General features: G+C 45.6%; 25 protein-coding genes. 12 read left to right on the top strand and 13 right to left on the bottom strand.

All coding sequences use genetic code 11. The features are described from left to right. Window positions 1-97: 97 nt before the first annotated feature. From ACTRWF_RS10290 to ACTRWF_RS10275, 4 genes are all read right to left on the bottom strand, one after another. Window positions 98-526, bottom strand: a complete 429-nt coding sequence (locus ACTRWF_RS10290; RefSeq protein ID WP_462835517.1) for an arginine decarboxylase — start codon at window positions 524-526, stop codon at window positions 98-100. Window positions 527-725: 199 nt separating this feature from the next. After that, the gene (locus tag ACTRWF_RS10285) at window positions 726-2,114 is read right to left on the bottom strand and encodes an NAD(P)(+) transhydrogenase (Re/Si-specific) subunit beta (RefSeq protein ID WP_015068417.1); all 1,389 of its coding nucleotides are present in this window, start codon (window positions 2,112-2,114) and stop codon (window positions 726-728) included. An 11-nt stretch (window positions 2,115-2,125) separates the two neighbouring features. Further along, window positions 2,126-2,407 (bottom strand): NAD(P) transhydrogenase subunit alpha part 2, encoded by a 282-nt coding sequence (locus tag ACTRWF_RS10280; protein ID WP_012520065.1) that lies wholly within the window; start codon window positions 2,405-2,407, stop codon window positions 2,126-2,128. A 2-nt stretch (window positions 2,408-2,409) separates the two neighbouring features. After that, window positions 2,410-3,567 (bottom strand): NAD(P) transhydrogenase subunit alpha, encoded by a 1,158-nt coding sequence (locus ACTRWF_RS10275; RefSeq protein WP_015068418.1) that lies wholly within the window; start codon window positions 3,565-3,567, stop codon window positions 2,410-2,412. 540 nt (window positions 3,568-4,107) lie between these two features. Here ACTRWF_RS10275 and ACTRWF_RS10270 point away from each other — a divergent pair. The 5 genes from ACTRWF_RS10270 (at window position 4,108) to ACTRWF_RS10250 (ending at window position 10,533) form a co-directional block, all read left to right on the top strand. Continuing rightward, window positions 4,108-7,014 carry a TonB-dependent receptor gene (locus tag ACTRWF_RS10270; protein WP_020746817.1) on the top strand — a complete coding sequence of 969 codons (2,907 nt, stop codon included), beginning with the start codon at window positions 4,108-4,110 and terminating at the stop codon, window positions 7,012-7,014. A gap of 84 nt (window positions 7,015-7,098) precedes the next feature. Then, window positions 7,099-8,667 carry a tryptophan 7-halogenase gene (locus ACTRWF_RS10265; RefSeq protein WP_462835516.1) on the top strand — a complete coding sequence of 523 codons (1,569 nt, stop codon included), beginning with the start codon at window positions 7,099-7,101 and terminating at the stop codon, window positions 8,665-8,667. A gap of 27 nt (window positions 8,668-8,694) precedes the next feature. Next, window positions 8,695-9,438, top strand: a complete 744-nt coding sequence (locus ACTRWF_RS10260; RefSeq protein WP_012520069.1) for a SapC family protein — start codon at window positions 8,695-8,697, stop codon at window positions 9,436-9,438. Beyond that, window positions 9,417-10,118 carry a DUF6445 family protein gene (locus ACTRWF_RS10255; RefSeq protein WP_020744515.1) on the top strand — a complete coding sequence of 234 codons (702 nt, stop codon included), beginning with the start codon at window positions 9,417-9,419 and terminating at the stop codon, window positions 10,116-10,118. The genes ACTRWF_RS10260 and ACTRWF_RS10255 overlap by 22 nt, the downstream gene beginning before the upstream one ends. A gap of 232 nt (window positions 10,119-10,350) precedes the next feature. After that, window positions 10,351-10,533, top strand: coding sequence for a DUF6435 family protein (locus ACTRWF_RS10250; protein WP_462835515.1), 183 nt, complete (start codon window positions 10,351-10,353; stop codon window positions 10,531-10,533). A gap of 37 nt (window positions 10,534-10,570) precedes the next feature. Here the strand turns inward: ACTRWF_RS10250 and ACTRWF_RS10245 are convergent, their stop codons facing one another. Further along, window positions 10,571-13,735 carry a TonB-dependent receptor gene (locus ACTRWF_RS10245; RefSeq protein WP_462835514.1) on the bottom strand — a complete coding sequence of 1,055 codons (3,165 nt, stop codon included), beginning with the start codon at window positions 13,733-13,735 and terminating at the stop codon, window positions 10,571-10,573. Between the two features lie 212 nt (window positions 13,736-13,947). Here ACTRWF_RS10245 and ACTRWF_RS10240 point away from each other — a divergent pair, with 212 nt between their 5' ends. The 3 genes from ACTRWF_RS10240 to ACTRWF_RS10230 all read left to right on the top strand — a co-directional run bounded on the left by ACTRWF_RS10240 (window position 13,948) and on the right by ACTRWF_RS10230 (window position 16,560). Continuing rightward, a complete protein-coding gene (locus tag ACTRWF_RS10240) occupies window positions 13,948-14,538 on the top strand; it encodes a sigma-70 family RNA polymerase sigma factor (protein ID WP_462835513.1) in 591 nt (196 codons plus the stop codon). Then, a complete protein-coding gene (locus ACTRWF_RS10235; RefSeq protein WP_462835512.1) occupies window positions 14,531-15,637 on the top strand; it encodes a FecR domain-containing protein in 1,107 nt (368 codons plus the stop codon). Before ACTRWF_RS10240 ends, ACTRWF_RS10235 begins: the two co-directional genes overlap by 8 nt. A 176-nt stretch (window positions 15,638-15,813) precedes the next feature. Further along, window positions 15,814-16,560: a hypothetical protein gene (locus tag ACTRWF_RS10230; protein WP_462835511.1), complete on the top strand. Its 747-nt coding sequence runs from the start codon at window positions 15,814-15,816 to the stop codon at window positions 16,558-16,560. A 92-nt stretch (window positions 16,561-16,652) separates the two neighbouring features. Here the strand turns inward: ACTRWF_RS10230 and ppiC are convergent, their stop codons facing one another. After that, entirely contained in the window at window positions 16,653-16,934 is a 282-nt protein-coding gene (ppiC, locus tag ACTRWF_RS10225; protein WP_012520075.1) for a peptidylprolyl isomerase PpiC, read from the bottom strand. Between the two features lie 186 nt (window positions 16,935-17,120). Here ppiC and ACTRWF_RS10220 point away from each other — a divergent pair, with 186 nt between their 5' ends. After that, window positions 17,121-17,633 carry a YgjV family protein gene (locus ACTRWF_RS10220; protein ID WP_071960224.1) on the top strand — a complete coding sequence of 171 codons (513 nt, stop codon included), beginning with the start codon at window positions 17,121-17,123 and terminating at the stop codon, window positions 17,631-17,633. Window positions 17,634-17,761: 128 nt separating this feature from the next. Here ACTRWF_RS10220 and cyoE read toward each other — a convergent pair whose 3' ends face one another. The 6 genes from cyoE to ACTRWF_RS10190 form a co-directional block, all read right to left on the bottom strand. Then, window positions 17,762-18,658, bottom strand: a complete 897-nt coding sequence (gene cyoE / locus ACTRWF_RS10215) for a heme o synthase (protein WP_462835510.1) — start codon at window positions 18,656-18,658, stop codon at window positions 17,762-17,764. A gap of 197 nt (window positions 18,659-18,855) precedes the next feature. Further along, the gene (cyoD, locus tag ACTRWF_RS10210; RefSeq protein ID WP_462835509.1) at window positions 18,856-19,227 is read right to left on the bottom strand and encodes a cytochrome o ubiquinol oxidase subunit IV; all 372 of its coding nucleotides are present in this window, start codon (window positions 19,225-19,227) and stop codon (window positions 18,856-18,858) included. Then, the gene (gene cyoC, locus ACTRWF_RS10205) at window positions 19,227-19,844 is read right to left on the bottom strand and encodes a cytochrome o ubiquinol oxidase subunit III (protein ID WP_462835508.1); all 618 of its coding nucleotides are present in this window, start codon (window positions 19,842-19,844) and stop codon (window positions 19,227-19,229) included. Before cyoC ends, cyoD begins: the two co-directional genes overlap by 1 nt. Next, window positions 19,844-21,829: a cytochrome o ubiquinol oxidase subunit I gene (gene cyoB, locus ACTRWF_RS10200; RefSeq protein WP_462835507.1), complete on the bottom strand. Its 1,986-nt coding sequence runs from the start codon at window positions 21,827-21,829 to the stop codon at window positions 19,844-19,846. Before cyoB ends, cyoC begins: the two co-directional genes overlap by 1 nt. A gap of 2 nt (window positions 21,830-21,831) precedes the next feature. Then, window positions 21,832-22,773, bottom strand: a complete 942-nt coding sequence (cyoA, locus tag ACTRWF_RS10195; protein WP_348681135.1) for a ubiquinol oxidase subunit II — start codon at window positions 22,771-22,773, stop codon at window positions 21,832-21,834. A 150-nt stretch (window positions 22,774-22,923) separates the two neighbouring features. Beyond that, the gene (locus ACTRWF_RS10190) at window positions 22,924-23,331 is read right to left on the bottom strand and encodes a hypothetical protein (protein ID WP_348681136.1); all 408 of its coding nucleotides are present in this window, start codon (window positions 23,329-23,331) and stop codon (window positions 22,924-22,926) included. Between the two features lie 495 nt (window positions 23,332-23,826). Here ACTRWF_RS10190 and vapB point away from each other — a divergent pair, with 495 nt between their 5' ends. From vapB to ACTRWF_RS10175, 3 genes are read left to right on the top strand one after another with little or no spacing between them, the layout of a single operon-like run. Continuing rightward, a complete protein-coding gene (vapB, locus tag ACTRWF_RS10185) occupies window positions 23,827-24,066 on the top strand; it encodes a type II toxin-antitoxin system VapB family antitoxin (RefSeq protein ID WP_012520082.1) in 240 nt (79 codons plus the stop codon). After that, window positions 24,059-24,460 carry a type II toxin-antitoxin system tRNA(fMet)-specific endonuclease VapC gene (gene vapC / locus ACTRWF_RS10180; protein WP_012520083.1) on the top strand — a complete coding sequence of 134 codons (402 nt, stop codon included), beginning with the start codon at window positions 24,059-24,061 and terminating at the stop codon, window positions 24,458-24,460. Before vapB ends, vapC begins: the two co-directional genes overlap by 8 nt. 1 nt (window position 24,461) lies before the next feature. Beyond that, window positions 24,462-24,830: a site-specific integrase gene (locus tag ACTRWF_RS10175; RefSeq protein ID WP_012520084.1), complete on the top strand. Its 369-nt coding sequence runs from the start codon at window positions 24,462-24,464 to the stop codon at window positions 24,828-24,830. A 249-nt stretch (window positions 24,831-25,079) separates the two neighbouring features. Here ACTRWF_RS10175 and ACTRWF_RS10170 read toward each other — a convergent pair whose 3' ends face one another. Continuing rightward, window positions 25,080-25,889, bottom strand: coding sequence for a DUF2971 domain-containing protein (locus tag ACTRWF_RS10170; protein ID WP_012520085.1), 810 nt, complete (start codon window positions 25,887-25,889; stop codon window positions 25,080-25,082). Window positions 25,890-26,290: the final 401 nt, after the last annotated feature.

Below are 26,290 nucleotides of genomic sequence, written 5' to 3'. Positions count from 1 at the left end.
CCGCGTATTATAGTCAACGAAGGACTGAACGCGATAGTTGTTGCGATGTAAAATATCGATTGTCGCGACTAATTTTGTTTATCGAACGTTCAAACGATTAGTTGTAGCCTAGCGCGGTTTGAATGTATTGGACTACCGCTTCATCTGCGCAGTTTTTACCGTGTGTCATAAATACTGTGACATCATGAGTACGTTGAAGTTTAAAGCTAAGTTTATTCGACGATGAGGTAAAGAACTTTTCTGCGATATGATCGGCATCTGTCGTCTCGTCTTCAAGCCACATTTCGCTTAGTTGGTTTCGTCTATCCAACTTCAATGGCGCTTTTATTTGATTGAAGGTATCAGACTTGGGGATCTGCCACGAGCGCATGTCCACAAATAGGTGAAATGGCCTGCCATTTCGCGTTTTTAGTATTTCAGACAGCGTGGCTAAGTACTGAATATTGGTCGTCATGTTCCACTTTCCGCGCAGCGTAACGACTATACAATTTCTAAACTGTTCAATGCGAAAAGGTGCTGTAGACATTTATCGAACTTCTCTATGCGATGAAATGAACAAAATATTTAAGGGCTATAGCAAACACATATTAGTAGCGATAAAAAATAACTACAACTAAAGTTTAATATTCAGGCGATGCGCTTTCTCAATAAAGAAAAAGGCCAGCATTAGGTACTGGCCTTAAAAGACGGAGGTTTACATTATGGAGCCAAGCAAATATGCCCCCTTAATCGTCTCCAAATTCCCGGATAATACTGTTAATGGTGTCTTTTGCATCACCTAATACCATACGGGTGTTGTCTTTGAAAAACAGCGGGTTATCTACACCAGCAAATCCGGCATTCGCAGAGCGTTTTAATACAAAAACGGTCTTAGCACGGTATGCCTCAATCACCGGCATTCCATAAATGGGGCTGCCTTTCATTTCCTTCGCGGCAGGGTTAACAACGTCGTTAGCGCCAATAACAATGACCACATCGTAGTTTTCCATGCGCGGGTTAACATCGTCCATTTCGTACAGCTGATCGTAAGGAACGTCGGCTTCGGCAAGCAACACGTTCATGTGCCCAGGCATACGCCCTGCTACCGCGTGAATAGCATAATCAACCGTACAGCCGTTTTCTTCTAGCAACGATTGAAGTTCGCGCACAGCATGCTGCGCTTGCGCAACGGCCATACCGTAACCCGGTACAACCAGCACCGCTTGCGCTGCTTCCAATACGTAGAAGGCATCTTGTGCAGCCAGTACCTTAATTTCACCTTCAATCTTTTCACCCGCCTCCACTGGCTTAGCAAAACCAGATAGCAGGACGTTCATCAAGGAGCGGTTCATCGCTTTACACATAATGTTGGTAAGAATAAGCCCTGAAGCCCCTACCAATAAGCCGGTAACGATAAGTATGGTATTGCCTGTAGCAAGACCTGCAGCACACGCCGCTACACCCGAATAGCTATTTAGTAACGCAATAACCACCGGCATGTCTGCCCCGCCAATGGAGATAGTAGCCCACAAGCCGAAGCTTAAAGACAGCGCAATCGCACAGTAAATCCATATTGGGTTACTTGGGTCGGTGGTAAAGAAGTAGCCAATAACCACCATGCCAATTAAGTGCAAAATGCTAAGTTCACGAAGTCCGGTGAAAATCACCGCTTTTGAGCTCATTTTGCCCGACAGTTTACCCCACGCCACAACCGAGCCAGAGAAGGTAACGCCCCCCACTAAAATAGTGAAAAACAAGGTAATAAAGGTAAACGCGCTTTCGGTTTTAAGGGTGATCAGACTCATGCCTGCTAATGTCGCCCAACCCAGAAGTAATGACGCTGCACCACCAAAGCCGTTAAATAGCGAGACCATTTCGGGCATCGCCGTCATTTCAACGGTCTTGGCTTTCCACGCACCAAATGCACCACCAATAACAAAGCCTAAAAGGATAAAGTGATAACTTATGATTTGCTGGTCGAGCAGGGTGACAACCACGGCTACCAGCATACCAATAGCCGATATAAAGTTACCTTTTTTCGCCGTATCAGGATGGCTAAGTAATTTAAGGCCCAGTATGAATAGTGCCGCTGCCACGACATACGCAAGATTTATTACGGTTACGATATCATTCACTTGCGTACTCCTTATTTTTGTTTTTTCTTAAACATGCCAAGCATGCGGTCGGTCACAAGATAGCCACCCACCACGTTTATACTCGCCAGCGCCACAGCTGCCGTGCCCAATATGGTAGTGAGCAAGTTATTATCGCTACCCGACGCGGCTAATGCGCCAACCAGCGTGATACCAGAAATAGCATTAGAGCCTGACATCAAGGGTGTGTGCAGCGTTGCAGGCACTTTTCGAATTAACTCAAAACCCAAAAACGCTGCCAAAAGCACAATGAAAAGTAGGTAAATGATTTCCATGATTAGGCTCCTTTGTATGCATTGTTGAGCATATCGTTGGTAATATTGCCGTCGTGAGCTATCACACAACCTGCAAGAATGTCGTCTTCTAAATTCAAACCAAAGGTTTTGGTTTCATCGTCAAAGAATTCGTCAATCAGGTTATAAATATTGTTGGCATACATATCGGTAGCGGCTTTCGCTACGTACTGACTCCAGTAACCATTGCCAATGACCGTTACTCCATTAATCTCAACAGTGTCGCCTGCCACAGAACCTTCTACGTTTCCACCTGACGTCGCCGCCATATCAACCACCACACTGCCTGGTTTCATTAAGGCTAACGTTTCTTTAGCGATGAGAACGGGCGGCTTGCGGCCAAAGAGTTGGGCAGTTGTAATAACAATGTCTGAATCGGCAATAGCGTCACGCTGAGCTTCCTGCTGCTTCGCCTTTTGTTCGTCGGTCAGTTCTTTCGCGTAACCGTCTTTGGTTTGGCCGGTTTCGCCAATATCGATGTTCAAGAACTTGCCGCCCAACGACTCAACTTGCTCTGCCACGACCGCGCGGGTGTCGTAAGCAAGTACATTTGCACCCAGACGCTTGGCGGTTGCAATCGCCTGAAGGCCTGCCACACCAGCGCCAATAATAAATACTTTCGCCGGCTTTATTGTTCCTGACGGTGTCATCATCATGGGTAATATCGACGGCAATTTATTTGCCGCCTGCATAACCATCACGTAGCCAGCAAGGCTTGCTTGAGAACTTAGTGCATCCATTTTTTGAGCACGTGAAGAACGGGGGATCATCTCTACAGAAATAGCGGTTAATCCCTTCTCTGCAATAGACTCTATCAGCGGTTGCTGAAAGAAAGGGTCAAGATGGCCTACCACAATGGCCCCTTTTTTCATCAACGCTAACTGCGCATCAGAGGGTTTATTCACAGCGACAAGCATATCTACGGTTGATAACGCCACATTCACATCATCAATAACAGTTACACCAACCTCTTCGTATTCTTTATCTGAATAACCTGAGTGCAACCCCGCTCCTGCTTCAAGCAGTAGTGTTGCTCCCTTTTTCACCAGGCGTTGTGCGCTGCTTGGTGTAGCTGCGCATCGCTTCTCCACATTATTTAGCGGATCTGGCGCTTTTGACTCATTTAAAATTATGATTTTCACACGCTTCTCCTCACATTCCGGCTATCTGAGAATGACACCCTTTAAACACGACTAAGCCATTTTATTCACTTATGCCTAGCATTCCCTAGCGAAATTAAAAGCAGTTCAGCCAGTGTCTGCTTTTATTTCACCTTAAATAGCACCGCTTGTTTCGCTTATTTTTCAAGCTAGAGCAACGCAAAGCTACGCTATAAGGGCATACACCACTAGTATCTTTTACTTACGAGTCATAACTAATATTTATATAAAAATGGCATACAGAAGATAAATGAGGCAAACAATCATACATTCACCTTATGAATATTATTTTATTTGTGCATAATTTAAGCAACCGTAAAGGTAAGAAGTGTCTGTCTCCGGTTAATAAACAACGCCACGTGAGTACCTTTAATTTATTAATTTAAAAAAAATGTTAAATAAATTTGGGGGATTTTACATATTGCGTCGTCTTGATGAATTAACAGCGACATGCTGCGAAATAAAGCCTTGTGGGGTGCACCACAAAGCACACTAAAATTAACCATTAGGACACACACCATCATGTATAGGAAAACCAAGCTTGCATGCTCAGTGGCAGCAGTTTTAGCGTCTGCTATTTCTGCTAATAGTGCATTTGCCCAAAACGCGCAACCCAATAACGACGTAGAAGTGATTGAGGTAAGTGGTATCCGTTCATCGGTTGCAAAATCAATGGATGTTAAACGCAGCTCTGCCGGCGTAGTTGATGCCATAAGTGCCGAAGATATCGGTGACTTCCCTGATACCAACTTAGCTGAATCACTACAGCGTATTACCGGCGTCTCTATCGACCGTTCAGGCGGTGAAGGTCAGCTAATTACCGTGCGTGGCTTTGGCCCCCAATTTAATACGGTATTGGTGAATGGCCGTCAAATGGCGTCAGAAAACGACTCTCGCGCTTTTAGCTTCGACACGATTGCTTCTGAGTTAGTAAGTAGCCTTGATGTGCATAAAACGTCAACGGCCACAATGCAGTCTGGTGGTGTAGGCTCTACTATAAATATTAATACCGCACGCCCATTTGCGTTAAACGGTTTTAAAATGGCGGGTTCGGTAAAAGGCGTGTACGACGAAAATAGCGAAGAAACCACGCCTCAATTCTCTGGCCTTATCAGCAATACTTTTAACGATGATACCTTCGGTGTATTGCTTGCCGTCTCACACCAAGAACGTGAAACTCGCTTAAATCAGGCACAAATGGACGGCTGGTTAGAAAACGTCGGCGTACCAAACCCCGTTACACAGTCAGGCGAAGCTTGGACAGGCAATGTATTTTCACCGCGCAACTACGATCACAAAGTCACCTTTGAAGAGCGCACCCGTACTAACGCCAACTTAGTATTCCAATACGCCCCTAACGATAAGCTTGTGGTTACAGCAGATGCCCTGTATTCCGATTTTGACGTAGAGTCAGAAGCGACGTCATACGGCCATTGGTTCACCGCACCTAACATTCAAGGGGTGGGTGATGACGGTAGCTTGTTTGACGAAAACGGCAATCGCCGCAGTCCGACAGTTGATGCAAACGGCACCATTATCGACTTGTATCAAGAGGTGGGTTTGGCGACAGATATGCACGCCAAAACGTTCGATCGTTTAACTGATACTTATGCCATCGGTCTGAACTTTGATTATCAGTATTCAGATAACTTAAACCTATCGTTCGATTTAAGTCATTCAGAAGCCGAACGCGAAGCCAATAACGGTGGCGGCGATCAGCTATCACTAATTGGCTATGCCAACCGCGTACGCTTCCAAGTCGACGACAATATCCTGCCTGTTGCTAGCATGTTTGCCTCGCCAGATGCCGATATTTACAGCGGCCAACAGGAGTTGGATGGCGCTATTGTTACAGGTCCTGACGGCTTCCCTGCCTACAACGATGCGCTAACCCCCGATGGCGTAAGCAATCACCTTGATGAAGCTAACAGCCGTGCCCACGTAATGCTGCGCCGCGGATGGGCAGTAGAAGACGAAGTGAGCCAACTGCGATTTGACGGTGAGTACGTAACCGACGGCAGCGGCTTAACCGAAATTCGCTTTGGTGCACAATACAGCACCGAAACCAAATCACTTACGCGTTGGGACAATGAAGGTGTAGGCATACACTGTACTTACTGTGGTTATCCAGATTTACCGGAAATACCAGCAGGTAGCCAATACGTTTTTGACGCGGGTAGCGACTTCCTTTCTGACGTAAGCGGAAGCGGCCGTATGCCAACCTCTTGGCTTGCCCATGATGGCGAAGCCAACTTTGCGTTTTTAGAATCTTACTACCAAAGCGTTAACGGCGAAGCTATTAGTTTTGATGCGGTACGCCGTAATAATAGCTTTGAAGTAGAAGAAGATATTATCTCAACGTACCTTGAGTTCGATTTCGAAGGTGAAGTAGCCGACATGTTCTTAAGCGCAACTGCAGGCGTGCGCTATGAATCAACCGACGTCACGGTTAACGGAACGCAAGCCCCAATAACAGGCTTAACTATTCTAGATCAAACCGAAATGCTCGCGGGCTTTGGTGATGCCCAAAGCATTGCCACTGAGTCTGATTACGATGTTTTGTTGCCTAACTTTAGCGTACGCTTGGAAATTACCGACGACCTAATTGCGCGCTTTGCGGCAAGTTCAACCATTACCCGCCCCACGCTAAACAGCATGTCGCCGGTAACGGTAATTACGACTACCCGTCAAGGTGGCGACTTAACCTCAACCAGTGGTAATCCTGCGCTAGAGCCGTTTAAGTCAGATAACTTAGACTTGTCGCTTGAGTATTACTACGACGAAGCAAGCTATGCGTCAATTGGTTACTTCAGAAAGCTCGTATCAAACTTTATTGTTAATAGCCAAGAAGACAAAACCTTCGAGCTTGCTGACGGCAGCCTGCTAACAGACCCGTCTACAGGAGCGAACGCAAGCGCACCAGATGCGGGTGACGACGTGGCGGTGTTTACCAATACGCTACCCAATAACGGGGAAGACGCCACGGTAGATGGCTTCGAACTTGCGCTTCAACACACCTTTGATAACGGCTTTGGTGTACTGGCTAACGGTACCATTGTTGACAGTGACGCCGAGCTAGACCCGTTCGATATTAACCAAGTATTTGCGCTAACCGGTTTAAGTGATTCTTACAACTTGGTGGCATTTTATGAAACTGACGACTATCAAATTCGTCTTGCCTATAACTGGCGTGACGAGTTTGTTCAGTCGTTGACACAAGGGCAGGGTGACGGCCCAACCATTGTTGAGTCTTATCAACAGCTTGACATTAGCGGTAGCTACAGCGTGACAGACAATGTAGAAATTTTCTTTGAAGGTATTAACCTTACAGAAGAATTTGTGCATAAACGCGGTCGCTTCTCTAATCACTTGCTGTTGGTTGAAGACAGCGGCAGACGTTGGGCCTTCGGTGTGCGCGGAAACTTTTAGTTTCGCGTAATTGGGGCCGGCATTTGTTGGCCCCACATTCGTGGCTACCCTTTGGTAGCCACAGTTTTTATTCAGGAACACAGTATGACAACAGCAACTCCCATAACGCACATTGTAGTAGTCGGTGGCGGCAGCGCAGGGTGGCTTACGGCTGGTCGTATTGCAGCGCAGCATCAGTGCGCTACCCGCAAAGACATTAAAGTAACCTTAGTAGAAAGCCCCAATGTGCCTATTATTGGCGTGGGTGAAGGCACTTGGCCTACCATGCGCTCAACACTAATTGCATTGGGTATTAGCGAAACTACATTCATCAAAGAGTGTGACGCCACATTCAAGCAAGGCGCAAAGTTCGCTAAATGGACCACTGGTGAAGAGAGCGATTTTTACTACCACCCTCTTATGCTGCCCCAAGGGTTTTCGCAAACCAATTTAGGCCCTTACTGGCAGACGGTAGCACCAGAATTAAACGAATCTTTTTCCCATGCAGTGTGTGTACAAGAAGCTATATGTGAAGCAGGCTGCGCACCTAAAAGCATACGCCACGCAGAGTTTGCAGGCACCGCAAACTATGCTTATCACTTAGATGCAGGAAAGTTTACCGCCTTTTTAACCAAACACTGCACTGAAAAACTAGGTGTACACCATGTGCTGGCCGATGTTAACCGCGTCGAAAGCTTTGATAACGGCGATATTAAAGCCCTTCATACCGAGCAAGGGGTAATAGTAGAGGGCGACCTTTATGTTGACTGTACCGGCTTCAAATCTATGCTGCTTGGCGAACACTACAAGGTGCCGTTTATTCCCTGCGACGATGTACTTTTTATCGACCGCGCGTTGGCAGTACACGTACCTTACGACACGCCACAAAGTCCTATTGCCTCACACACTATTTCCACCGCACAAGACGCCGGTTGGATTTGGGATATTGGTTTGCAGTCGCGCCGTGGCGTAGGTCACGTTTATTCCAGCAGGCACCAAAATAAAGATGACGCCTATGCTCGCCTAGACACTTACGTTCGCCAAACCAGTTCTTTAAATGGTATAGACGATATAAACGTAAAAGATATCACCATTCAAAGTGGACACAGACAGCGCTTTTGGCAGAACAACTGCGTAGCCGTTGGCCTAGCGGCGGGTTTTTTAGAGCCTTTAGAAGCCTCTGCCTTAGTACTGGTTGAACTGTCTGCCTCAATGATTGCCGAACAATTGCCTGCAAATCGCGCTGTGATGGCTATTGTGGCGAAGCGATTCAACGATACTTTTTCGTACCGTTGGCAGCGAATTATCGACTTTTTAAAACTGCACTACATGTTAAGCAAGCGAGAAGACAGTGCATTTTGGCAAGACAATCGCGATAGTCACACCATTCCGGACTCATTAAAAGAATTACTGGCGTTGTGGCAATACCACCCGCCCAGTGACAAAGACTTCACCAGCAATAATGAGGTATTTCCCGCGGCAAGCTATCAGTATGTGCTGTACGGTATGGGCTTTACCTCTCAACTAGGTACGCATCAGCAATGGGTGAACGCCGACTTTGCCAAGCAACAGTTGATGCAGAACAGGAAAGCACGCAGCATGGCGGTGGAGAAACTGCCTAAGCATCGCGAGCTTATCAATAAAATTCACCAATTCGGCCTGCAGGCCGTTTAACATTAAAACAATAAAAAGGACTGGCGTATGACAAACATGGTTGCCATTAACAACAAGCTGCATGCAGGCCTTAAAGTGACCGACGACGCATTATCCCTAGGGGCCAATCAGCACCTTGTGCCGGTAGTGGTGTCAGAGCTTAGCAAACTTATCGTGCACTACCCCGTAGTCATTACCAAATTCGATGATTCTGGACAATTTGGCTTATCTGCCTTGCTAGGGTTTGAAGAAAAGGAAAACCTATTTTGGCAGCAAGGTGAATGGGATGCAGTTTATATTCCCGCGCAGTTTGAACGCTTGCCTTTTTATGCAGGAACAGAAGCACAAGGCGCTGACAGCAGTGACCGGGTGCTGTGCATTGATATGGATAATGCCTCAGTAAGCGAAGAAAAAGGAACGCCGCTCTTTGATAACACAGGAGAGCCTAGCAGCTACCTGTTAGAGAAGCAGCAGATCCTTGCTCAGCTTCTTGACGGTGAAACGCAAAATCAGCGTTTTATTGCCGCGCTGCAACAGCATAACCTTATTACACCATTCACTCTAGATATTACCTTTGAAAACGAAAGCAAAACGTCTATAACAGGGTTATATACCATTGACGAAGACAAGCTAGCCGCGCTTAGCGCTGACGCGATTGCCGATTTACATGCACGAAACATGTTGCAAAGCATTTACACGATGGTAGCGTCAAACGCACAAATCTATGCCCTTATCGACAAAAAGAACAAGGCGAATAAAAACGCAGACGCATGGTTTCAAACTACGAATTAATAAGGGTTGGCGAGAGCGCCACCCCCGTTGTTGTAATTGATGATTTTATCCCAGACCCGCATGGCTTGGTTGAGACCATAGCCAGTCATCATCAATTCATAAAACGAGAAGGCGATTTTTACCCTGGCGTGAGAAGTCACGCACCTGTGGGGTATGAAGCACACCTAAACACCTCGTTACCCGCACTTTTCAGCCAGCTTGTTTCGCATAATGATATGCAGGATGTTGGGGTAGAAAAGCCGCCACAGATAGCGTTAGTACAACTCTCTATTGCTAATCAAGACCCAAAAACTCTATCGCCCATTCAATGTATTCCGCACATTGATACGCAAAAGGATAACGAGTGGGCATTGGTGCACTATCTTTTCAGCGACCCCTTGGGCGGCACCGCATTTTACCGGCATATTGAAACCGGCTTAGAACGCGTTGATGCAGCCCAGCACGAAGGTTATTTCAAAACCTTAAAACGCCAGGCCACCACCGTCGGGCTGCCGCCTAAAGCCTACATCAATGGTGATTCCGCCATGTTTACTCAAATTGGCCGCATTGCGCCTAAATACAATCGCGCCGTATTGTACCCCGCCAACCTGCTACATAGTGGGTGTTTACCCAACGATATTTCGAGCTCTATTGATGTGAAAAAAAGCAGATTAACCGCAAATGCCAGTGTTATTTTTTAACCCGTAGCTTCACTTATTTAAGGCCAAAGGCTGCTACTGAAGCCTTATTAGTAGCAGCATTCGCATCAACCTTTGTCTGTTTGAACCTGTTAAACATGAAAGTTTGTTCACGAAAAAAGGTGATCGAAAGCATCTGTCTCAACGTTATGTCGCTAACAATCGTTTTAAGCGCGCCTACTTAGCCCCCTTTCTTTTAGGGCGCGTTTCAGCACTTTTTTCTTGGATTATGAAGATGTTTGGACTATTTAAAAGCAACCCATCAAAGAAGATGCGCAAGCAGTATGACGCCTTGCTTGAGAAAGCCATGCATGCCCAGCGAAACGGTGACATAAAAACCTATTCTTTGCTTACTGCCCAATCTGAGCAACTGTGGAAAGAAATAGAAGCGTTAGAAAAGGCTTCACTGAAAAGCTAAGACGCCAAGCACTGTTAGCGTCGCATGCAAGATACACTCAGTAAGTAATGTTAACGCCTAACGCATAGCGGGCTCCAGCATCTTGCACTAGTAAAAGGTGGTTACTGAATCTGCCACGTTTATGCACGGTTTCGTTGGTAATATTTATGCCTTCAAAAAATACCGCGACCTTCGGGCTGAACTGGTATGAAATGCTCATATCCCATTGCTCGTAGGGACTTACAAAGGTGGGCTCGGTGCTCTGCGTTTGATTAAGCGACTGTAAAAATCCCTCTCGCTGGTTCCAAGCCACACGCCACTGCAGCGCGTCCTTCTCGTAAAACAGCACCATATTTTTCGCGCCAGATAGCCCGGTAAGCGCAAAGGTTGAACGAATGTTCGCGGTATCCAACTCTGCGTTACTGTCTACAAAGCTCGCATTGGCCTGTATTCCCCACCCTGACTCGCCAAACAAATGCTGCATTGCAATCTCGACGCCTTCAACCGTTGCCGATTCGCCGTTGCGAGGGGATATTACGGAAAATTGCGCTAACGCATCAGCATCGTCAGCCGCGTTTGGATCTGCGCCTGTACTAGGGTCGGTCACGTTATTAAAGGTTTGTGTACTGCTCTCATTAACAATAAAATTATCTACCGTTTTCCTAAAATACCCCGCCGATAGATAGCTATTTTCCTGGTAGTAGTGCTCAATGGCCACATCAATGTTTTTTGCTTCAAAGGGCAATAGCTGTGCATTGCCTATACGAGCTCGCAAGTCTCCCCCTTGTCGCGTAGTGGTATAGGTAACACCTGGCGCCATTTGCTCTAACGTTGGGCGAGTAATACTGTGATTATATGCTCCGCGAAATACCCAGCTATCTAACCAACTGGCCTTAACGCTTACACTCGGCAAAAAATTGGTATAACTTGATGTTTCATCAATACTTACTGACGCACCAAACTCTTGCCCCAGCTCGGTTTGATCTAAAATAACCAACGCAGATAGCTGCTCGTCAACACCACTAACCGCGACGTCGGTATATTCAGCGCGAAGCCCTGCATGCACATCAATAAACCAAGGCGCATAATCCTTTTCAATGGCGGCTTGAATATAACCCGCATACACCGTTTCTTTAACCGCGAAAGAACTGCCTCGTGTTTCAGCGGCTAAACTGACATTCCCAGCGTTCTCCAGATAATGAAACAGCGTATCGCCATCGTGCCGCAGCCACTGATGAGGAATATTTTCATGCCCACTTACCGACCCGAGAAAGTCGTCGCCTGCATCAAATAGGGTTTGAAAGCTATCTGGAATATCCGGTGAATCGAAGTAGCCACAAAAACTGCAGTGCCTCGCATCAGCTTCGTTATCTCTTCTTTCATTGGCTTTTTCTCGCTGGGTGAGTGCGCCGCCAACGTCAATTTTACTGAACCAGTTATTATCACCAAGCACGCTTACATTGATTTTTGCTTGCCCTATATCATCGTCTACACTCCATCCTCGGCGCAGCATCACGTGGGAACGGCCGTTAGCTGGGTCTAAGTAATGGGATACACCCACCGGCTCACCCACAGCGTTAACTTGACGAGGGTTGGCTTGTTCAAAGCCCGATATAGCGGGCAGGATATTTTGCTGAGTATGGTCAAACGAAGAGCGATTGAGATAGCCGATAAGCGAGAGCGAATTGCCCTCCCCGTTATTGTCATCGACATTAGCCATTGAGTAAGACAAATCTGCATCGACAATTACGCTATCGCTTGGGATATAGTTTGCAGCAAAACCGAAACTTTTTAGGGTCGATGAACGGTTAAAAGTGCGAGCGTGAAAGTCGGTGGCATGCCCGCTATTTTGTGAAAAAGACACCGCTGTGCCGTTTTCATCAACCGTAACACCTTCTAAGTTACTTGAAGTAAACCAATGCCCCATTGAGGTTGCTGACGTCTCTACGTCGAATGTCGACCCCAGATAATCGGCGGTAAGCTCTAGCTTGTTGGTAGGCCGATATTGTAGAACGAGTGCAGCGCCCGTTCGAGTTCTATCGTCGAAGCGCACTCTTTGATCGTAATTTCTGGGAACGTATAACGTAGGCACGTCTTCATAGAGTTCACTTTCAGGTACGTTAGTATTTACCAACCAGCCATCGATTTGTGCTTCTTCTAAGCGCGCTTGGCGCTTATGCTGAGTCAAAGAGGCTAGAATGCCAAACGAGTTATTTAAATAGGTGTTGCTGAACATGGCTGAGGCATTGGGCGCATATTGTTGCGAATTAGTATCGTACTGCATTTTGACATTACCTGCCGCCCGCATCCCTTTAAACGACAGGGGTTTTGCCGTTTGAACATCAATCGTTGCGCCAATGCCGCCTGATTGCATAGTCGCTTGGCTTTGCTTGTGTACGGTTACACTGCTTACGATTTCAGAGGCCAGTGTGTCAAAGCTGAACTCACGCCCAAGCTTATCGGTTGCCATGGGCCTACCGTTTAGCAGAACCCGGTTGAATTCAGGCCCAAAGCCTCTTACTGTGACTAACTGTCCTTCGCCTTCTGCACGGTCAATAGACACCCCGGAAATTCGCTGCAGCGCCTCAGCCAAGTTTTGATCGGGAAACTTGCCCATATCTACAGACTGAATGGTGTCAATAATAACGTTTGCATTGCGTTTAATGCCAACCGACTGCGCGACCCGCGCGCGCAACCCCCTCACTTCTATGTATTCAATATCGTAACTGCCTTGTTCATCAGGGACGGTTACCAAGCTATCGTCTTGTGCAGTAATGGCGCCTAAAAGGCGGCCGAGCAAGTGACGGTTCTTATCTTTATCACCAGTAGACACTATCTTAATACGGGAGCTATCTATTATTTCAGCACTAAGACCTGTTCCCAACAAAAGCTTTTCAATAGCAGCCTTAGGCGTATAGTTACCACTTACTTCATTAGCGGAAATATGCCTTACTTTATTAAACGGGAATACAACGGTTAGGTTCGCTTGATTGGCAAAGGCGATAATCGCTTCGTCTGCGCTTTGAGCAGGAATAGTGAAATCTACTGCCGGTAGCGGTGACGTGTTCTGAGCAATCACCTCATCTTGTTGATGGGGCAGTACTGACTGCGCACTACTTGAATAGCTTATACCCAACGACACCATACAAAGCGCCACCGTTAAAGCCTTGGGCTTAAAAGGTAGCATGATTAATGAGTTGTTTGGGTTATTAGCCACAGGCATATTTGTTCTTACGCTATTGTTATTATGATTTTGGGGGAGTTTTTGACGCGCCTGCGTCATTCTACTCTTTGTTGAATGCTGTTGTTGTAAACCAGCCACGCATTATATACAACCCATTAACAAATTTAATTTTTGAGCGATAATGTTGAAAATACTGGGGGAAAATAGCGTGGCTGTCGTCTTAGTAAGTAACAACGATAAAAAATAACAATATGCCCATAGAAACAGCCATACATAATGCCTATATGTCGGCGCGCGGCTCGATGGCCAAAATGCTATCGCGCCTTGTGCCGCCTAAAGAAGTAGATGACATACTGCAGGATACGTATGTTCGCTTGTGTCAGGCGAAAACGACTGAGCATATTAAAGAGCCCAAGTCGTTTTTATTCAAAACCGCAAAAAACTTGGCTTACGATCACCTAAAGCGTGCTGAAACACGCATGGTAGACGACAGTGTAGAAATCGTGGCAGCGCTGGAAAGTGCCATAAGTGGTGTTGAAGACGAAACGTTCCACAACAATGCTACCCAACAAGAATTTAAGTTGTTTTGTGATGCTGTGCGCGCCCTTCCCAAACAATGTAGGCGCGCATTTGTATTAAAGAAAGTGTATGGCTACTCTCTTAAAGAGATTGCCCAAGAATTAGAGATAAGCGAAAAAACCGTGGAAAAGCATATTGCTGAAGGGATTAAAAGATGCACCTTGTTTATGCGACGACAAACCGCGTCGCACACACGGCCGAATGCTTATCAAAAGGGTGGGCAATACAGCACGGCGGAAGTAAAGAGAGACGCCCATGAATAGTTCGACGACTGAAACAAACACTGACAAGTCAAACACTAACAGCAACGTTGTTCAATTCAACAGCGAAGAGCGTGTGCTTGATACCGCCAGCGAATGGCTTGTTAAACTCGATGAAGGGCTTGATGAAAGTGAAGCACGAGCATTAAAAGTTTGGCTTGCTACGCCTTTACATCGAGACACCTTTTTAGAGATGGTCGCCTTGTGGGACAAAATGTCGGTGCTTAATGAACTGGCTGATATTGTCCCTCATACACCTGAGCCTGGTGCCAAACAAAAGGCAGATAGCGCCGTGACCTGGAAGCGGCCGTTGGCTATAGCTGCCTCGTTTTTAATGGTCGGGCTGTTAAGTTATCAGGGGCTAAATTTATTCTCGCCGTCTAACCAAACCGAACCTGTTGCACAAATGGCAAGCTACTCGTTACAAGCGTCGACCAAACCGGGCGAGCACAAGAGCATTAGCTTAGAGGACGGCAGTACACTATGGCTTAATACCAACTCTCAAGTGAACATCGCTTTTACTGAAACCTCAAGGATTATTCAGCTTGTCAAAGGTGAGCTTCATATCGACGTAGCAAAAGACAAATCCCGCCCGCTCAATGTACTTGCGGCAGGTAAAGCCATTCAAGCCGTTGGAACCGCATTTAACGTGCAGTATCATCGCGGCGACCTTGAACTGGTAGTTACCGAAGGCGTGGTAGAAGTCGCCAGCTATACACTTAACAAAGCGAATGGCGAAAGCATTGTTAACCCTATTATTAAGCCGCAGGCACGTCCATTGACGTTAGTTCAAGGTGAAAAATCGCTTTTATCTTTGCCTAACAGCACCGTTGAGACCGTGTCAGATGAAGATATCGCGAATGATTTAAGCTGGCGTGAAGGCAAGATTGTATTTCGCGGCGAGCCACTCATTGACGTGATTGAAGAAGTCAGCCGATATACGGATAAAACGGTTGTTTTAGGTGATGCTGCGCTTGCTAACATGCAAGTAGCAGGGCTATTCAACACCAATGATGTAGACGCGCTTATTGCCGCCCTTGCCGACAATTTACAGATATCTACAGACTACTCTAGCGACACTATTGTTCTTCGCCCCCGTTAACGGTGGGTTTGGCTCATAAGTTCTTACTTGGCATTATTGAGCTACAAACTAAACACAAAGCGCGTTCTAAAGCTTAACTCGCGCTTTTACCCACTCCCCCTTACAATGACGCCTTATATCAGTCTGCATGCATTGGTATGATAGATAAATGCATCAAACAATAAGGCGTCTTTGATATGCAAATAGGCAGTGCTTTAACGGCAATTAAGCAGCTCACTTCCAGGCTACTATTTCTGGCAACCTGCGCGGTGCTATCTAATACAGCTTTCGCCATTGAAGCTGGCCAATATTATTATTTCATTTCTGACAAGTGCGTGGCTAAAGGCCCTCAAACGCCCGAAGAGCGAGGCGCCGTAACCCCAGATGTTATGCTATTTGAAGTGGTACCTGCGGGGATCAGCGACTATTACGTAAACATGAATACGAGCGCACTGATTCACTATACAGAGGAAGGGCAAGCGCACCTTTCTTCAATGGAAGCAGAGCAGGCCTATACTGCTGGTAAAGCACCTTCGAAAGACAGCCCTAGAAAAGATGGCAATGCCATCCAGCACGACTTCATGCTGCAGCGCGAAGCAATAGATTTAAAAACCCTGATAAACACGTTAAATGGTTTTTCCCAGCTGCAGTCTGATAAAGGCTACTTTTTTAAGAAAATCGTAGGCCTTTCTAACCCCGACGCTAAATTTAAAGCCATTACCCGGGTTCGCTTAAGCGATATGGGTTACGACAATCGCATGATGCTAACAAGCTACTCCAGCGACTACTTTATGCTGGATGAACAAGGTAAGGCCTCTGACACAGCTTTTATTACGGTAGATCACGGCGCAGCGCTACGCAATTCACTGCACGACACCAACAGCCCGTACGCCATATTTACCAAAAATTCAGTATGCGGTGAAAAGTGGGAGCCGGGCAATTAACAAAGTAATTAGCAAAGACATACATTAAACGCTTGTTGAATGGATCGGGCTTACTTCGGCTCTAGCGGCTTTGGTTTTAAAAGGCTCTGGTTTTAATTACTACGATAAAGCGTTTTAATAAGGTGGTAGCCGAAACGGGTCTTCACCGGCCCGTGTACTTTGAGCACGTCTTTTTTGAACACCACATCGTCGAAGGCTTTTACCATTTGGCCTCTACGGAATTCACCAAGATCGCCGCCACGCTTGCCCGACGGGCATTTAGAATGACGCTTTGCTAACGTCGCAAAATCCTTACCCTTTTTAAGCTGCTCTAAAATAGAAAGCGCTTCTTTCTCTGTTTTAACCAAAATGTGAAGTGCGGATGCCGTTGCCATGGAAAGGACCTAATTTGTCTCGGGGGTTTAAGAATAATATCGTGCACGCTAAGTATACCCTAGTGAACAACCCGCCTGCCATTAGTCAATGTGATGTGTTGGGTTAAAAAAGCGATGTAAAGGCTACTCTGCTGTTTAAAAACTGCGTATCGTTAACCTTTATCATTCATTTACGAGCCTTCCCTTTTGTTACCAGAATTCGACTTGGCCCAAGCGATAGGAATGTTGAGTTTTGCGCTTGGCATTTTGTGCTTTTATCAGCGTGATGATCAGCACCTGCGAATAATGATGGTGGTGATGAATTTAAATCACGCCCTGCATTTTGCGCTACTTGGTGCCGTAACCGCATGCTTAAGTGCCTTGCTTTCAGTGGTAAGAACAGGCATTTCAATTAAAACCCGCTCCCGCAGTGTCGCCTACCTGTTTATATTGATATCGCTAGCAGCAGGGCTGTATTTGGCCGAAGTTTGGTACGATTTATTCCCTATTTTGGGCACGTGCATAGGCACTTATGCCTTATTTTGTTTGTCGGGAATACGCATGCGTTTAGCGTTTTTGTGCGGCGCTATATGTTGGCTAACCAACAATATTATTGTCGGTTCTATTGGCGGCACCCTGCTTGAAGCTACGCTACTGGCAGTTAATAGCTTCACCATTATTCGCTTGTACAGAGGGCAAAAAGCACTCGGTCAGGCCTGATTGCTAATTTATGCCAGACTATGCTCCCAATCCACACGTCTTGATTGTCCAAAGTGAATGCGTTGCTATACGCACACTGCATTGAAAGCTTTCAAGCCAACCTCGTTGAGTGAGTCGAAACACGTCAATTAGAACGAAAGTGCAAACAGACTCGTTACTGACGTGTGATAGTCCAGTGACATAGTGATAGATAACAGCGTTATATTCACAATGGAAAAACCAAATACTCGCTTTGCCCAGCCTTCCACATTGATGCCGGGTCTGTATCCGCGCAGTGCCATCAACAACCACCAAAGGCTTGTTGCAAAAGCCACGGTTAAAAAGCCAATACCCGTATAACCGCTAAGTGGAAGCAGCATTACTACTAAAGCAAATAACGCAATATGAAGGACGATATGGCGTTTTGCTTTCGCAATACCTTGCGATACAGGCAATACCGGAATTCCAGCCGCCTTATAGTCGTTATATCTAAAGATAGCGATGGCATAAGAATGGGGCATTTGCCAAATGCTGAACATACCCAGCAAAATAGCCGCAGCCATATCAAACTGACCGCTCGCGGCGCAATAACCGACTACGGGCGGAACGGCCCCCGACAAACTGCCAACGAAGGTGCCATACACCGAGTTTCGCTTCATATACAGGCTGTAAACACCCACATAAATAACGTAGCCAAAAACAGCAAAAAATACGGCAGTAAGGTTGGTGTAAAGCGCTAACAAGCCAAACCCTGCAATACCCAGCACAGCACCATGCAACATCGCAGTAAGCAATGGCAACTCGCCTGTTACCGTAACCCGGTTGGCCGTGCGCTGCATTTTGCCGTCGATATCTCGGTCAATGCAGTTATTAATGACACAACCTGAAGCCACCACCAGCGATAAACCGATGAGCGTTACGAGCAGCAGCCAGTAATCTATATCGCCACGGGACGCTAATAAGAAACCGCCCGTTACCGAAATAGCATTGCCCATAATAATGCCGGGTTTGGTGACTGACAGGTAACGTTTATAAGTAAAGGTCATGGGTAAAATCCAAATTTAGAACGCGCCCATTTAGACGCGTATCAAGGTGTACTGAGAAGCCCCAATGTTGCCCTCAAAATAGGTTGCACCAATAGAAGGGCGAAACATGAGGGCTTCACGTACTGACCGCGAAGAAGTAAACACATTGAAAAGCCTGACATGATCGTCAGGCTAGACCACGCATATACAGAGATTTGCTAATACATCATCATGGCGTTTGATTCGTAGATGATCCAAACGGATAACCCAACCACCATGAAAATAATAAGCGCACTGAATAAGAACGAAAACGTATTGGCTCTGCCTTCTTCGGTTACAAAGTTAAGGTGCAAAAAGTACTTAAGGTGCACCCAAATTTGAACCAAGCCCAACGTAACCACGCTCCAAATTGCGGTAACTTTAGATAGGTCGCCATTCATCACTAGAGTGAACGGAATAGCGGTGAGTACCACAGATAGAATGAAGCCAATAATATAAGACTTCACATCGCCATGTGCGTCATCACTATTGTGGGTCGATGAAGCGTGACCGTCCGTATTTGAAGCTAATTTTGCATCGTGTAACGCCATTACATTGCCCCCATTAAGTACACTACGGTAAATACACATATCCATACGATATCGAGGAAGTGCCAAAACAAGCTTAAGCAGCTAAGTCGGGTAACGGTTTGCTCACCAAGGCCTCGGCGGGTCACTTCAATAAACATAATTGTCATCCAAATAAGGCCTGCTGTAACGTGCAACCCGTGCAGCCCTACTAGCGAGAAAAACGCCGTTAGAAACGCACTTTGCTGCGGTCCGTTGCCATGCTCGATAAGGTGATGGAATTCATATACTTCCATACCGATAAAACACGCTCCCAGCGCCCATGTCACCGCCAGCCAAGCAAGAGCACCTGATTTGTTTTGCCGGTGAGCACAAATCATGGCAAAGCCAAAGGTTATACTGCTTAAGAGCAATGCAGCTGTTTCCACAGCTACAAAGTTGAGTTCAAAAATATCTTTGCCAGACACGCCCCCTGCCGTGTTCATGAACAGTACGGCGTAGGTTGCAAAAAAAGATGCAAACAGCAAACAGTCGGTCATTAAGTACAACCAAAAACCAAACACGGTGTTGTTCTCATGATGTTCTTCATGTGCGTGTGCTTGAGGCATTGACGCTGCCCTTGAAGTTGCAATAGTACTCATTAGCGACCTCCCACTGTATTGGCATTTAAGTGCGTAGCTTCAACTCGTTCAACCTCATCTACCTGCACGTAGTAATCAATATCTGCGGTATAGCAACGTTTAATAAACACCCCTATTCCTGCTGCTAAACCAGCAATGGCTAGCCACCAAATATGCCAAATAAGCGCAAAGCCCATTAGGGTAAAGCTCATGCTCATGAAAACTCCGGCTGAAGTATTTTTTGGCATATGAATAGGTGTGTATTTTTCAGGGCGTTGATACGACTCGCCGCGCTCCTTCATATCCGTCCATGCATCGATGTCTTTGACGTGCGGTATGTTGGCAAAGTTATAGAACTGAGGTGGTGACGCTGTTGACCACTCTAACGTGTGACCATTCCACGGATCGCCTGTTGTGTCGTTGAGCTTTTCTTTGTTTTTAAAGCTTACAAAAAGCTGTAGTAGTTGGAAGAAGATGCCAATCGCAATAACAAACGCACCAAATGCTGCAATGTATAACCAGATATTCCAGTCTGGGTTGTCGGTGTGATTTAAGCGGCGTGTCATACCCAAGAAGCCAAGCACATACAGGGGCATGAACGCCAAAAGGAAACCAATTTGCCAGCACCAAAACGCTGCCTTGCCCGTTTTTTCGTCAAGCTTAAAGCCCATGGCTTTCGGGAACCAAAAAGCAAAGCCAGCCAGATAGCCAAATACCGCACCACCAATAATGGTGTTATGAAAGTGGGCAATTAGGAACAAGCTATTGTGGAGTACGTAGTCAGCACCTGGAATGGCAAGTAACACCCCTGTCATGCCGCCAATGGTGAAGGTCACCATAAAGCCTAACGTCCACAGTACAGGCACACTCAAAATTAAGCGACCGCGATACATGGTGAACAGCCAGTTAAATAGCTTAACCCCCGTGGGTATAGCAATAACCATGGTCATAATGCCAAAGAAGGCATTCACATTGGCGCTCGACCCCATGGTAAAGAAGTGATGCAGCCATACAATAAAGCCTAGAATGGCAATGGCGCCGGACGCATACACCATCGACTTGTAGCCAAACAGGCGCTTAGCGGTAAACGTTGAAATAACTTCTGAGAAAATACCAAATGCAGGCAGTACAAGAATATAAACTTCAGGGTGTCCCCATGCCCAAAACAGGTTGATATACATCATAGAGTTACCACCGGCTTCGTTAGTGAAGAAGTGAAAATCCATATAGCGGTCTAGCGTTAGCATGGCCAACACAGCGGTAAGAATAGGGAATGACGCGGCGATAAGAATATTCGCCCAGGTACAGGTCCAGGTGAAAATAGGCATTTGCATGAGTTTCATGCCAGGCGCACGCATTTTAAACACAGTAACTAAGAAGTTTACCGCGGTTAACAGGGTACCGAGCCCGGATATCTGCAAGGCCCATATGTAATAGTCCACGCCAACCCCGGGACTAAACTCCAACCCGGCTAGCGGCGGATAAGCAACCCACCCTGTTTTTGCGAATTCACCTAACCCTAAAGACACATTCACTAGAATTGCGCCACCTGCGGTTAGCCAAAAACTCAAATTATTTAAAAAAGGAAACGCCACATCACGGGCACCAATTTGCAGCGGCAGAATGATGTTCATTAAGCCAATCATAAACGGCATCGCCATGAAGATGATCATGATAACGCCATGGGCGGTGAAGATTTGGTCGTAGTGCTCGGGAGGTAGATAGCCGGGCGCACCATTGGTTGCCATTGCAAGCTGAGTACGCATCATAATAGCGTCGGCAAAGCCGCGCAGCAGCATGATCATAGCCAGCACAATGTACATAATACCAAGACGCTTGTGGTCGACAGACGTGATCCAGTCAAACCACAGGGTTCCCCACTGTTTGTGTTTGGTGATGAGCATGGCTATAACCACACCAAGCAGTGCCACTACGGCAAGTGTCACCATTATAATAGGCTCGTGATAGGGCACGGCCTCTATAGATAATTTACCTAAAAAAGACATGATTATTGTGCATCCTCTTGATGATGACGGTGTTGCATTTGAGGCATTGTGTGGTGTTCGCCGGTAGCGGCATTTTCTGGCTTGCTATAAAAGTCCATAGAGCCGTGATCTTTCATGTACTTCATCACGATGTCGTGAAAAAGGCCTTCACTAACGTTGCTGTAGTAAGTCACCGGGTTGTTTTCACTTTGCTTGGCAAGCTGCTCATAAGAAGCGGGCGTTAACGCTGTTTGTGCCTGCTTAACGCTTGCAACCCAATCGTTAAAGTCGCCCTCGGTAGGCGTGGCGATAGCGTTGAATTTCATTCCCGTAAAGCCTGCGCCACTGTAGTTTGACGAAATACCCTTATAAGTACCTGGCTCGTTAGCAATAAGGTGAAGCTTAGTTTCCATTCCCGCCATAGAATAAATCTGGCTTCCCAACTGAGGAATGAAAAACGAATTCATAGTGCTTTCAGAAGTGATTTTAAACGCCACAGGCTTATTAGCTGGAAACACTAATTCATTGACAGTAGCAATGCCTTGCTCAGGGTAAATAAACAGCCACTTCCAATTGAGCGACACTACTTCAACAGTAAGGTGTTCTCCTTGACCTTCTAGCGGAGAATAAGGGTCGAGTGCGTGAGTAGAGCGCCATGTGATCACGCTCAACGAAATAACGATTAAGATAGGAATTGACCATACAACGGCTTCTATCTTTGTAGAGTGTGCCCACTTCGGGGTGTAAATTTCAAAGTCGCGACTAGCGCGATACTTCCATGCGAAATAAAGCGTTAGAACAATAACGGGAACAACAACAATCAGCATCAGGATGGTACAAAGAATAATAAGGTTCTTCTCATCCATGCCCACTTGCCCTTTGGGGTCAAGCACGCCACCGCTGCAACCGGCTAACGTAAGCCCAGCACCAGCAACAATCAAAGTAAAAAGGTTACGAATAGACAAAACAAGTTCCTATAACCCACAAGTTAAACGGCGATGACTGAGCAGTTCCGAAAGGAACTACGGGTTTACAGCATCGGAAAATGCACCAGAAGTGGCGTTATTACGCTTAAAGCGCAGCACTCATGGTGTTTGAAAAAAAATCGGAGACGTTTAACTGAAAAGAGGGGGCGCTCGGCTGCCAACCGTTTGAACGAAAGGCTGAGGAAATGTAGGGCAAAGGTAAGTAATAGGTCGGCGCTGTTTTGTTATTTGCGCCTTTGCTATAGCAGTGGCTTTAACCAATAAACCGACTAATACCAACGCGATAGTGGGAACGATAAATTGTGAAAGCGTGTGATCAGCAAGTGCAATGAAAAAAGGCTCGAAAACCAAGCTTTCATTAAATGCACTAACAAACTCTGTAGCGTCGGCCATGGTGCCACTAATCACTAGTGCAACATTCAGCAACAGCACCATATTAGCTAACCACAGCATAGCGCCTACACCATTGGTGTAGTTTACTGCAGGTCTAATTAATAAATTCAATTCGCTTAAAAAAGCGAAAGAACGTGGCGCCATAGTGGGTAGTATGCCTTATAAAAAATGCACTAGTTACCTACTTCAAAGATGAAGCAGGTGGGGCAGGTTAAAGGCAATTGTTATTGAGTACAAGTCGCTCGTTGATTACTCTCAAGCTATTCTCTTTGCATTTAAATGAAAATTTTCCATTTATTTAACATGTGAGGATTACTCTTCCAAATTATGCAGTCTGCTTTACTTACGCTGTACCTTTTGTTTTTAGGCATTTCATGATCGTTGAACGTGAAACTTGCTTCTTCTTGAAAGAAAGTAATGTAAATTTTTCGTTTATATAAACTAAGCAAAACATAGAACGCTGGAAAGTTTATGATGCGTTAAGCTTCCGATAAATACGATGAAACACAAGGTTTTTCTAGTTGGCTATAGGCATTTTCTCAATACGCCAAAGCACGTATAACATCGCTTGGTATATGCCTTTGCCATATACCAACTTTGTGTATGTAGAATGCTATATACCAATTAGGGGGTGTAAAAATGACGACAGCTAGAATTTTTATGAACAACCGCTCTCAAGCAGTTAGGATGCCCGCAGAAGCACGGTTTGAAGAATCTGTTAAAGTAGTTAACGTTCGAGTTGTAGGTAAGGATAGAGTATTAAGCCCTATAGAAAATACTTGGGATAGCTTTTTTGATTCAAGCAATTCAGTAACAGATGATTTTATGAACGAAAGGGCGAGCCAAGAACAAACTACTCGAGAAAGTTTTGATGATTAAGTACCTACTGGACACCAAAATTTGTATTTATGTAATCAAGAATCGTCCTTTGGAAGTTTTATCGAAATTCAATGATTCAGCGGGCAGAATGGCTATCTCGTCAATTACATTAGCTGAACTATTGCATGGATGTGAGAAAAGCCAAAAAGTTGAACATAATACCAGGCAGGTAGAAGATTTTTGTTCCAGGCTTGAAGTTCTTGAGTATGGCAACAATGCGGCACAACATTATGGTTCAATTAGAGCTAATTTGGAAAAGTCCGGCCAGATGATTGGTGTAAATGACCTACATATCGCGGGGCATGCGCGTAGCTTAGGGTTGACCGTTGTTACTGACAACGAACGAGAGCTTCATCGGATTGAAGGACTACGTGTAGAAAATTGGATATCTTAGTTTGAGCAACTGTCTAGTAAAGTCTGGTCGATTCAATCTGCCTTTACCTGATGCAATAGGAGAAAGGCTGTTAGCCCATATCGAGAACAAGGAAGATGACGACTTTGTTATTGGCATTGGAAGTAAGACAGCTAGCCGAACGTTCTTAAACTTTAAGGTAAAGCATGTGACTGACAACAAGCTTAAAGGCTTTCACTCTTTCAAGCATATGTACATAACAGCAATGGAGCGAGCAGGTATCGAGGAGAATATCACTGCTCAAATAGTTGGTCACGAGCGAGGAAAAACGATGTCTTATGGTTACTACTCGAAAGGACATGAGTTGAGGAGATTAAAGGAGGCTGTAGACAAAGGTACAGCGCTAATGTGAACTAGGGCATTACTGAAGACATCGCTACGGAACTAGCAGGCCACAAGCAGTTGTCCTTGACGTATAACTTGTACAGTAAGTATAAGAACAAGAACGAACTGTGGCAGTATGTCGAGAGGATTCACGAGGCTGACTGCTTGATTGCCCCGTCAAGAGAAGTAACATGATTGTTGAAGGGTAAGTGCTACAAATTAATCATTAAAACTAATGTATTGGGGCTGCTCAGGTTTCTCGTGACGTCAAAAACCGCTATTCCTTAACATATCCAGTTAAGTCACTTCTTTGTATTTTTCCATGTGTAGTGTAGCGGCTAACCAATTCTTCAATTTTTGCTACGTCTTCGCCTGTGCAAGTCGGGCCGATAGTGACTTCTACATGGTTTAAAGCGTCACCCAAGGGTGAGTCGAAATATGTTATAGGGCTATTTTTCTTTTTTTGCAAGTGCTCGTAAGTGTGTTGATAAATGGGAAAGGGATTACCAGTGCGCTTCCATGCGTCCAAGACATTCGGATTGGATGGAACAATGAAGTAAATGTACCTAAACTCCTCCTGATGCTTCCATGTACTACTCTTGTTTACTGCAAGGTCATAGTAATTAAAAAGTATTCCTCCCTTCTCGTCCTGCATCACAGGGCGAATATGCTCATCTGGCTTCTTGTAATACTTCACTGCCTGTCCGAATAAGTCTTTATGGTAAGGAGTGTTTATGATAATCCACTTCTCATTATATATTTGCTCAATAGGTAACGGGCTTATAATTTCGCCTTTTACAAAATGATTGAGTTCTCGCCGCGATTCTAGTGTGAACTCAGCGAAAGGGTGTTTTGGTAATCCAATTCGGACTCCATTGTAACCAGCATATGACTGCCACATTGCTTGAGATTCATCGGTCAGCGTGCTCCAACTGCTAACAAATAGGTACTGTGACCAATGCTTTCGAGATACCAGTTCCACCTCTTGTGCATCGTCTAGTTTGTCCAGCCTGGTAAACCGTAAAGTTCGGTTTTTCAAAATACATGCTAAGGATTGAATGTCTGTGTAGTGGTGAATTAATTCCATTTCGACCTTTGACGTTGTCAGCTTTACTCAAAGGTTATCATACAAGAGCTTTTTGACTGCAAAAACTTGAGAGGCTAAATCAAAAGTGAGAAATCCCCAATCCCCCCATTACGGGGTGTCTCCACTCGCCGCTGCACCATAAGGCTTATCTTTAAGTAAACCTTTCAGCAGGAACACGCGTTACCCATGCGTCCACCAAAGTAAGAGGTTCTGACAGTAACGAAATCTACCGTCAACAACTTTCATTTAGAAGTTTGTGACAGTGTCAGATCGAATATGTTAGATAGTGACAGGTAGATAATTATTCTTTAAATGTAAAACCACATAACATACGTTTTGCAGTATCTGATTAAAGGATGCTAGTCTAATTTAGATTGAAAAACACACTACAAGGATGTAAC

The sequence above is a fragment of the Alteromonas sp. G5_S2_22_S1 genome (genome assembly GCF_054968525.1).
Note: the sequence above shows the minus strand (reverse complement) of the source record. Positions and strands in the feature narration are given on the sequence as shown.

Coding starts and splice junctions, on each gene's coding strand:
- ppiC (WP_012520075.1), bottom strand. CDS start 16,934: ATGGCAACGGCATCCGCACTTCACATTTTGGTTAAAACAGAGAAAGAA.
- cyoC (WP_462835508.1), bottom strand. CDS start 19,844: ATGAGTACTATTGCAACTTCAAGGGCAGCGTCAATGCCTCAAGCACAC.
- ACTRWF_RS10250 (WP_462835515.1), top strand. CDS start 10,351: ATGTTTGGACTATTTAAAAGCAACCCATCAAAGAAGATGCGCAAGCAG.
- cyoD (WP_462835509.1), bottom strand. CDS start 19,227: ATGGCGTTACACGATGCAAAATTAGCTTCAAATACGGACGGTCACGCT.
- vapB (WP_012520082.1), top strand. CDS start 23,827: ATGACGACAGCTAGAATTTTTATGAACAACCGCTCTCAAGCAGTTAGG.
- ACTRWF_RS10240 (WP_462835513.1), top strand. CDS start 13,948: ATGCCCATAGAAACAGCCATACATAATGCCTATATGTCGGCGCGCGGC.
- ACTRWF_RS10245 (WP_462835514.1), bottom strand. CDS start 13,735: ATGCCTGTGGCTAATAACCCAAACAACTCATTAATCATGCTACCTTTT.
- cyoB (WP_462835507.1), bottom strand. CDS start 21,829: ATGTCTTTTTTAGGTAAATTATCTATAGAGGCCGTGCCCTATCACGAG.
- ACTRWF_RS10230 (WP_462835511.1), top strand. CDS start 15,814: ATGCAAATAGGCAGTGCTTTAACGGCAATTAAGCAGCTCACTTCCAGG.
- ACTRWF_RS10260 (WP_012520069.1), top strand. CDS start 8,695: ATGACAAACATGGTTGCCATTAACAACAAGCTGCATGCAGGCCTTAAA.
- ACTRWF_RS10270 (WP_020746817.1), top strand. CDS start 4,108: ATGTATAGGAAAACCAAGCTTGCATGCTCAGTGGCAGCAGTTTTAGCG.
- ACTRWF_RS10290 (WP_462835517.1), bottom strand. CDS start 526: ATGTCTACAGCACCTTTTCGCATTGAACAGTTTAGAAATTGTATAGTC.
- ACTRWF_RS10170 (WP_012520085.1), bottom strand. CDS start 25,889: ATGGAATTAATTCACCACTACACAGACATTCAATCCTTAGCATGTATT.
- vapC (WP_012520083.1), top strand. CDS start 24,059: ATGATTAAGTACCTACTGGACACCAAAATTTGTATTTATGTAATCAAG.
- ACTRWF_RS10265 (WP_462835516.1), top strand. CDS start 7,099: ATGACAACAGCAACTCCCATAACGCACATTGTAGTAGTCGGTGGCGGC.
- ACTRWF_RS10280 (WP_012520065.1), bottom strand. CDS start 2,407: ATGGAAATCATTTACCTACTTTTCATTGTGCTTTTGGCAGCGTTTTTG.
- ACTRWF_RS10235 (WP_462835512.1), top strand. CDS start 14,531: ATGAATAGTTCGACGACTGAAACAAACACTGACAAGTCAAACACTAAC.
- ACTRWF_RS10190 (WP_348681136.1), bottom strand. CDS start 23,331: ATGGCGCCACGTTCTTTCGCTTTTTTAAGCGAATTGAATTTATTAATT.
- ACTRWF_RS10255 (WP_020744515.1), top strand. CDS start 9,417: ATGGTTTCAAACTACGAATTAATAAGGGTTGGCGAGAGCGCCACCCCC.
- cyoE (WP_462835510.1), bottom strand. CDS start 18,658: ATGACCTTTACTTATAAACGTTACCTGTCAGTCACCAAACCCGGCATT.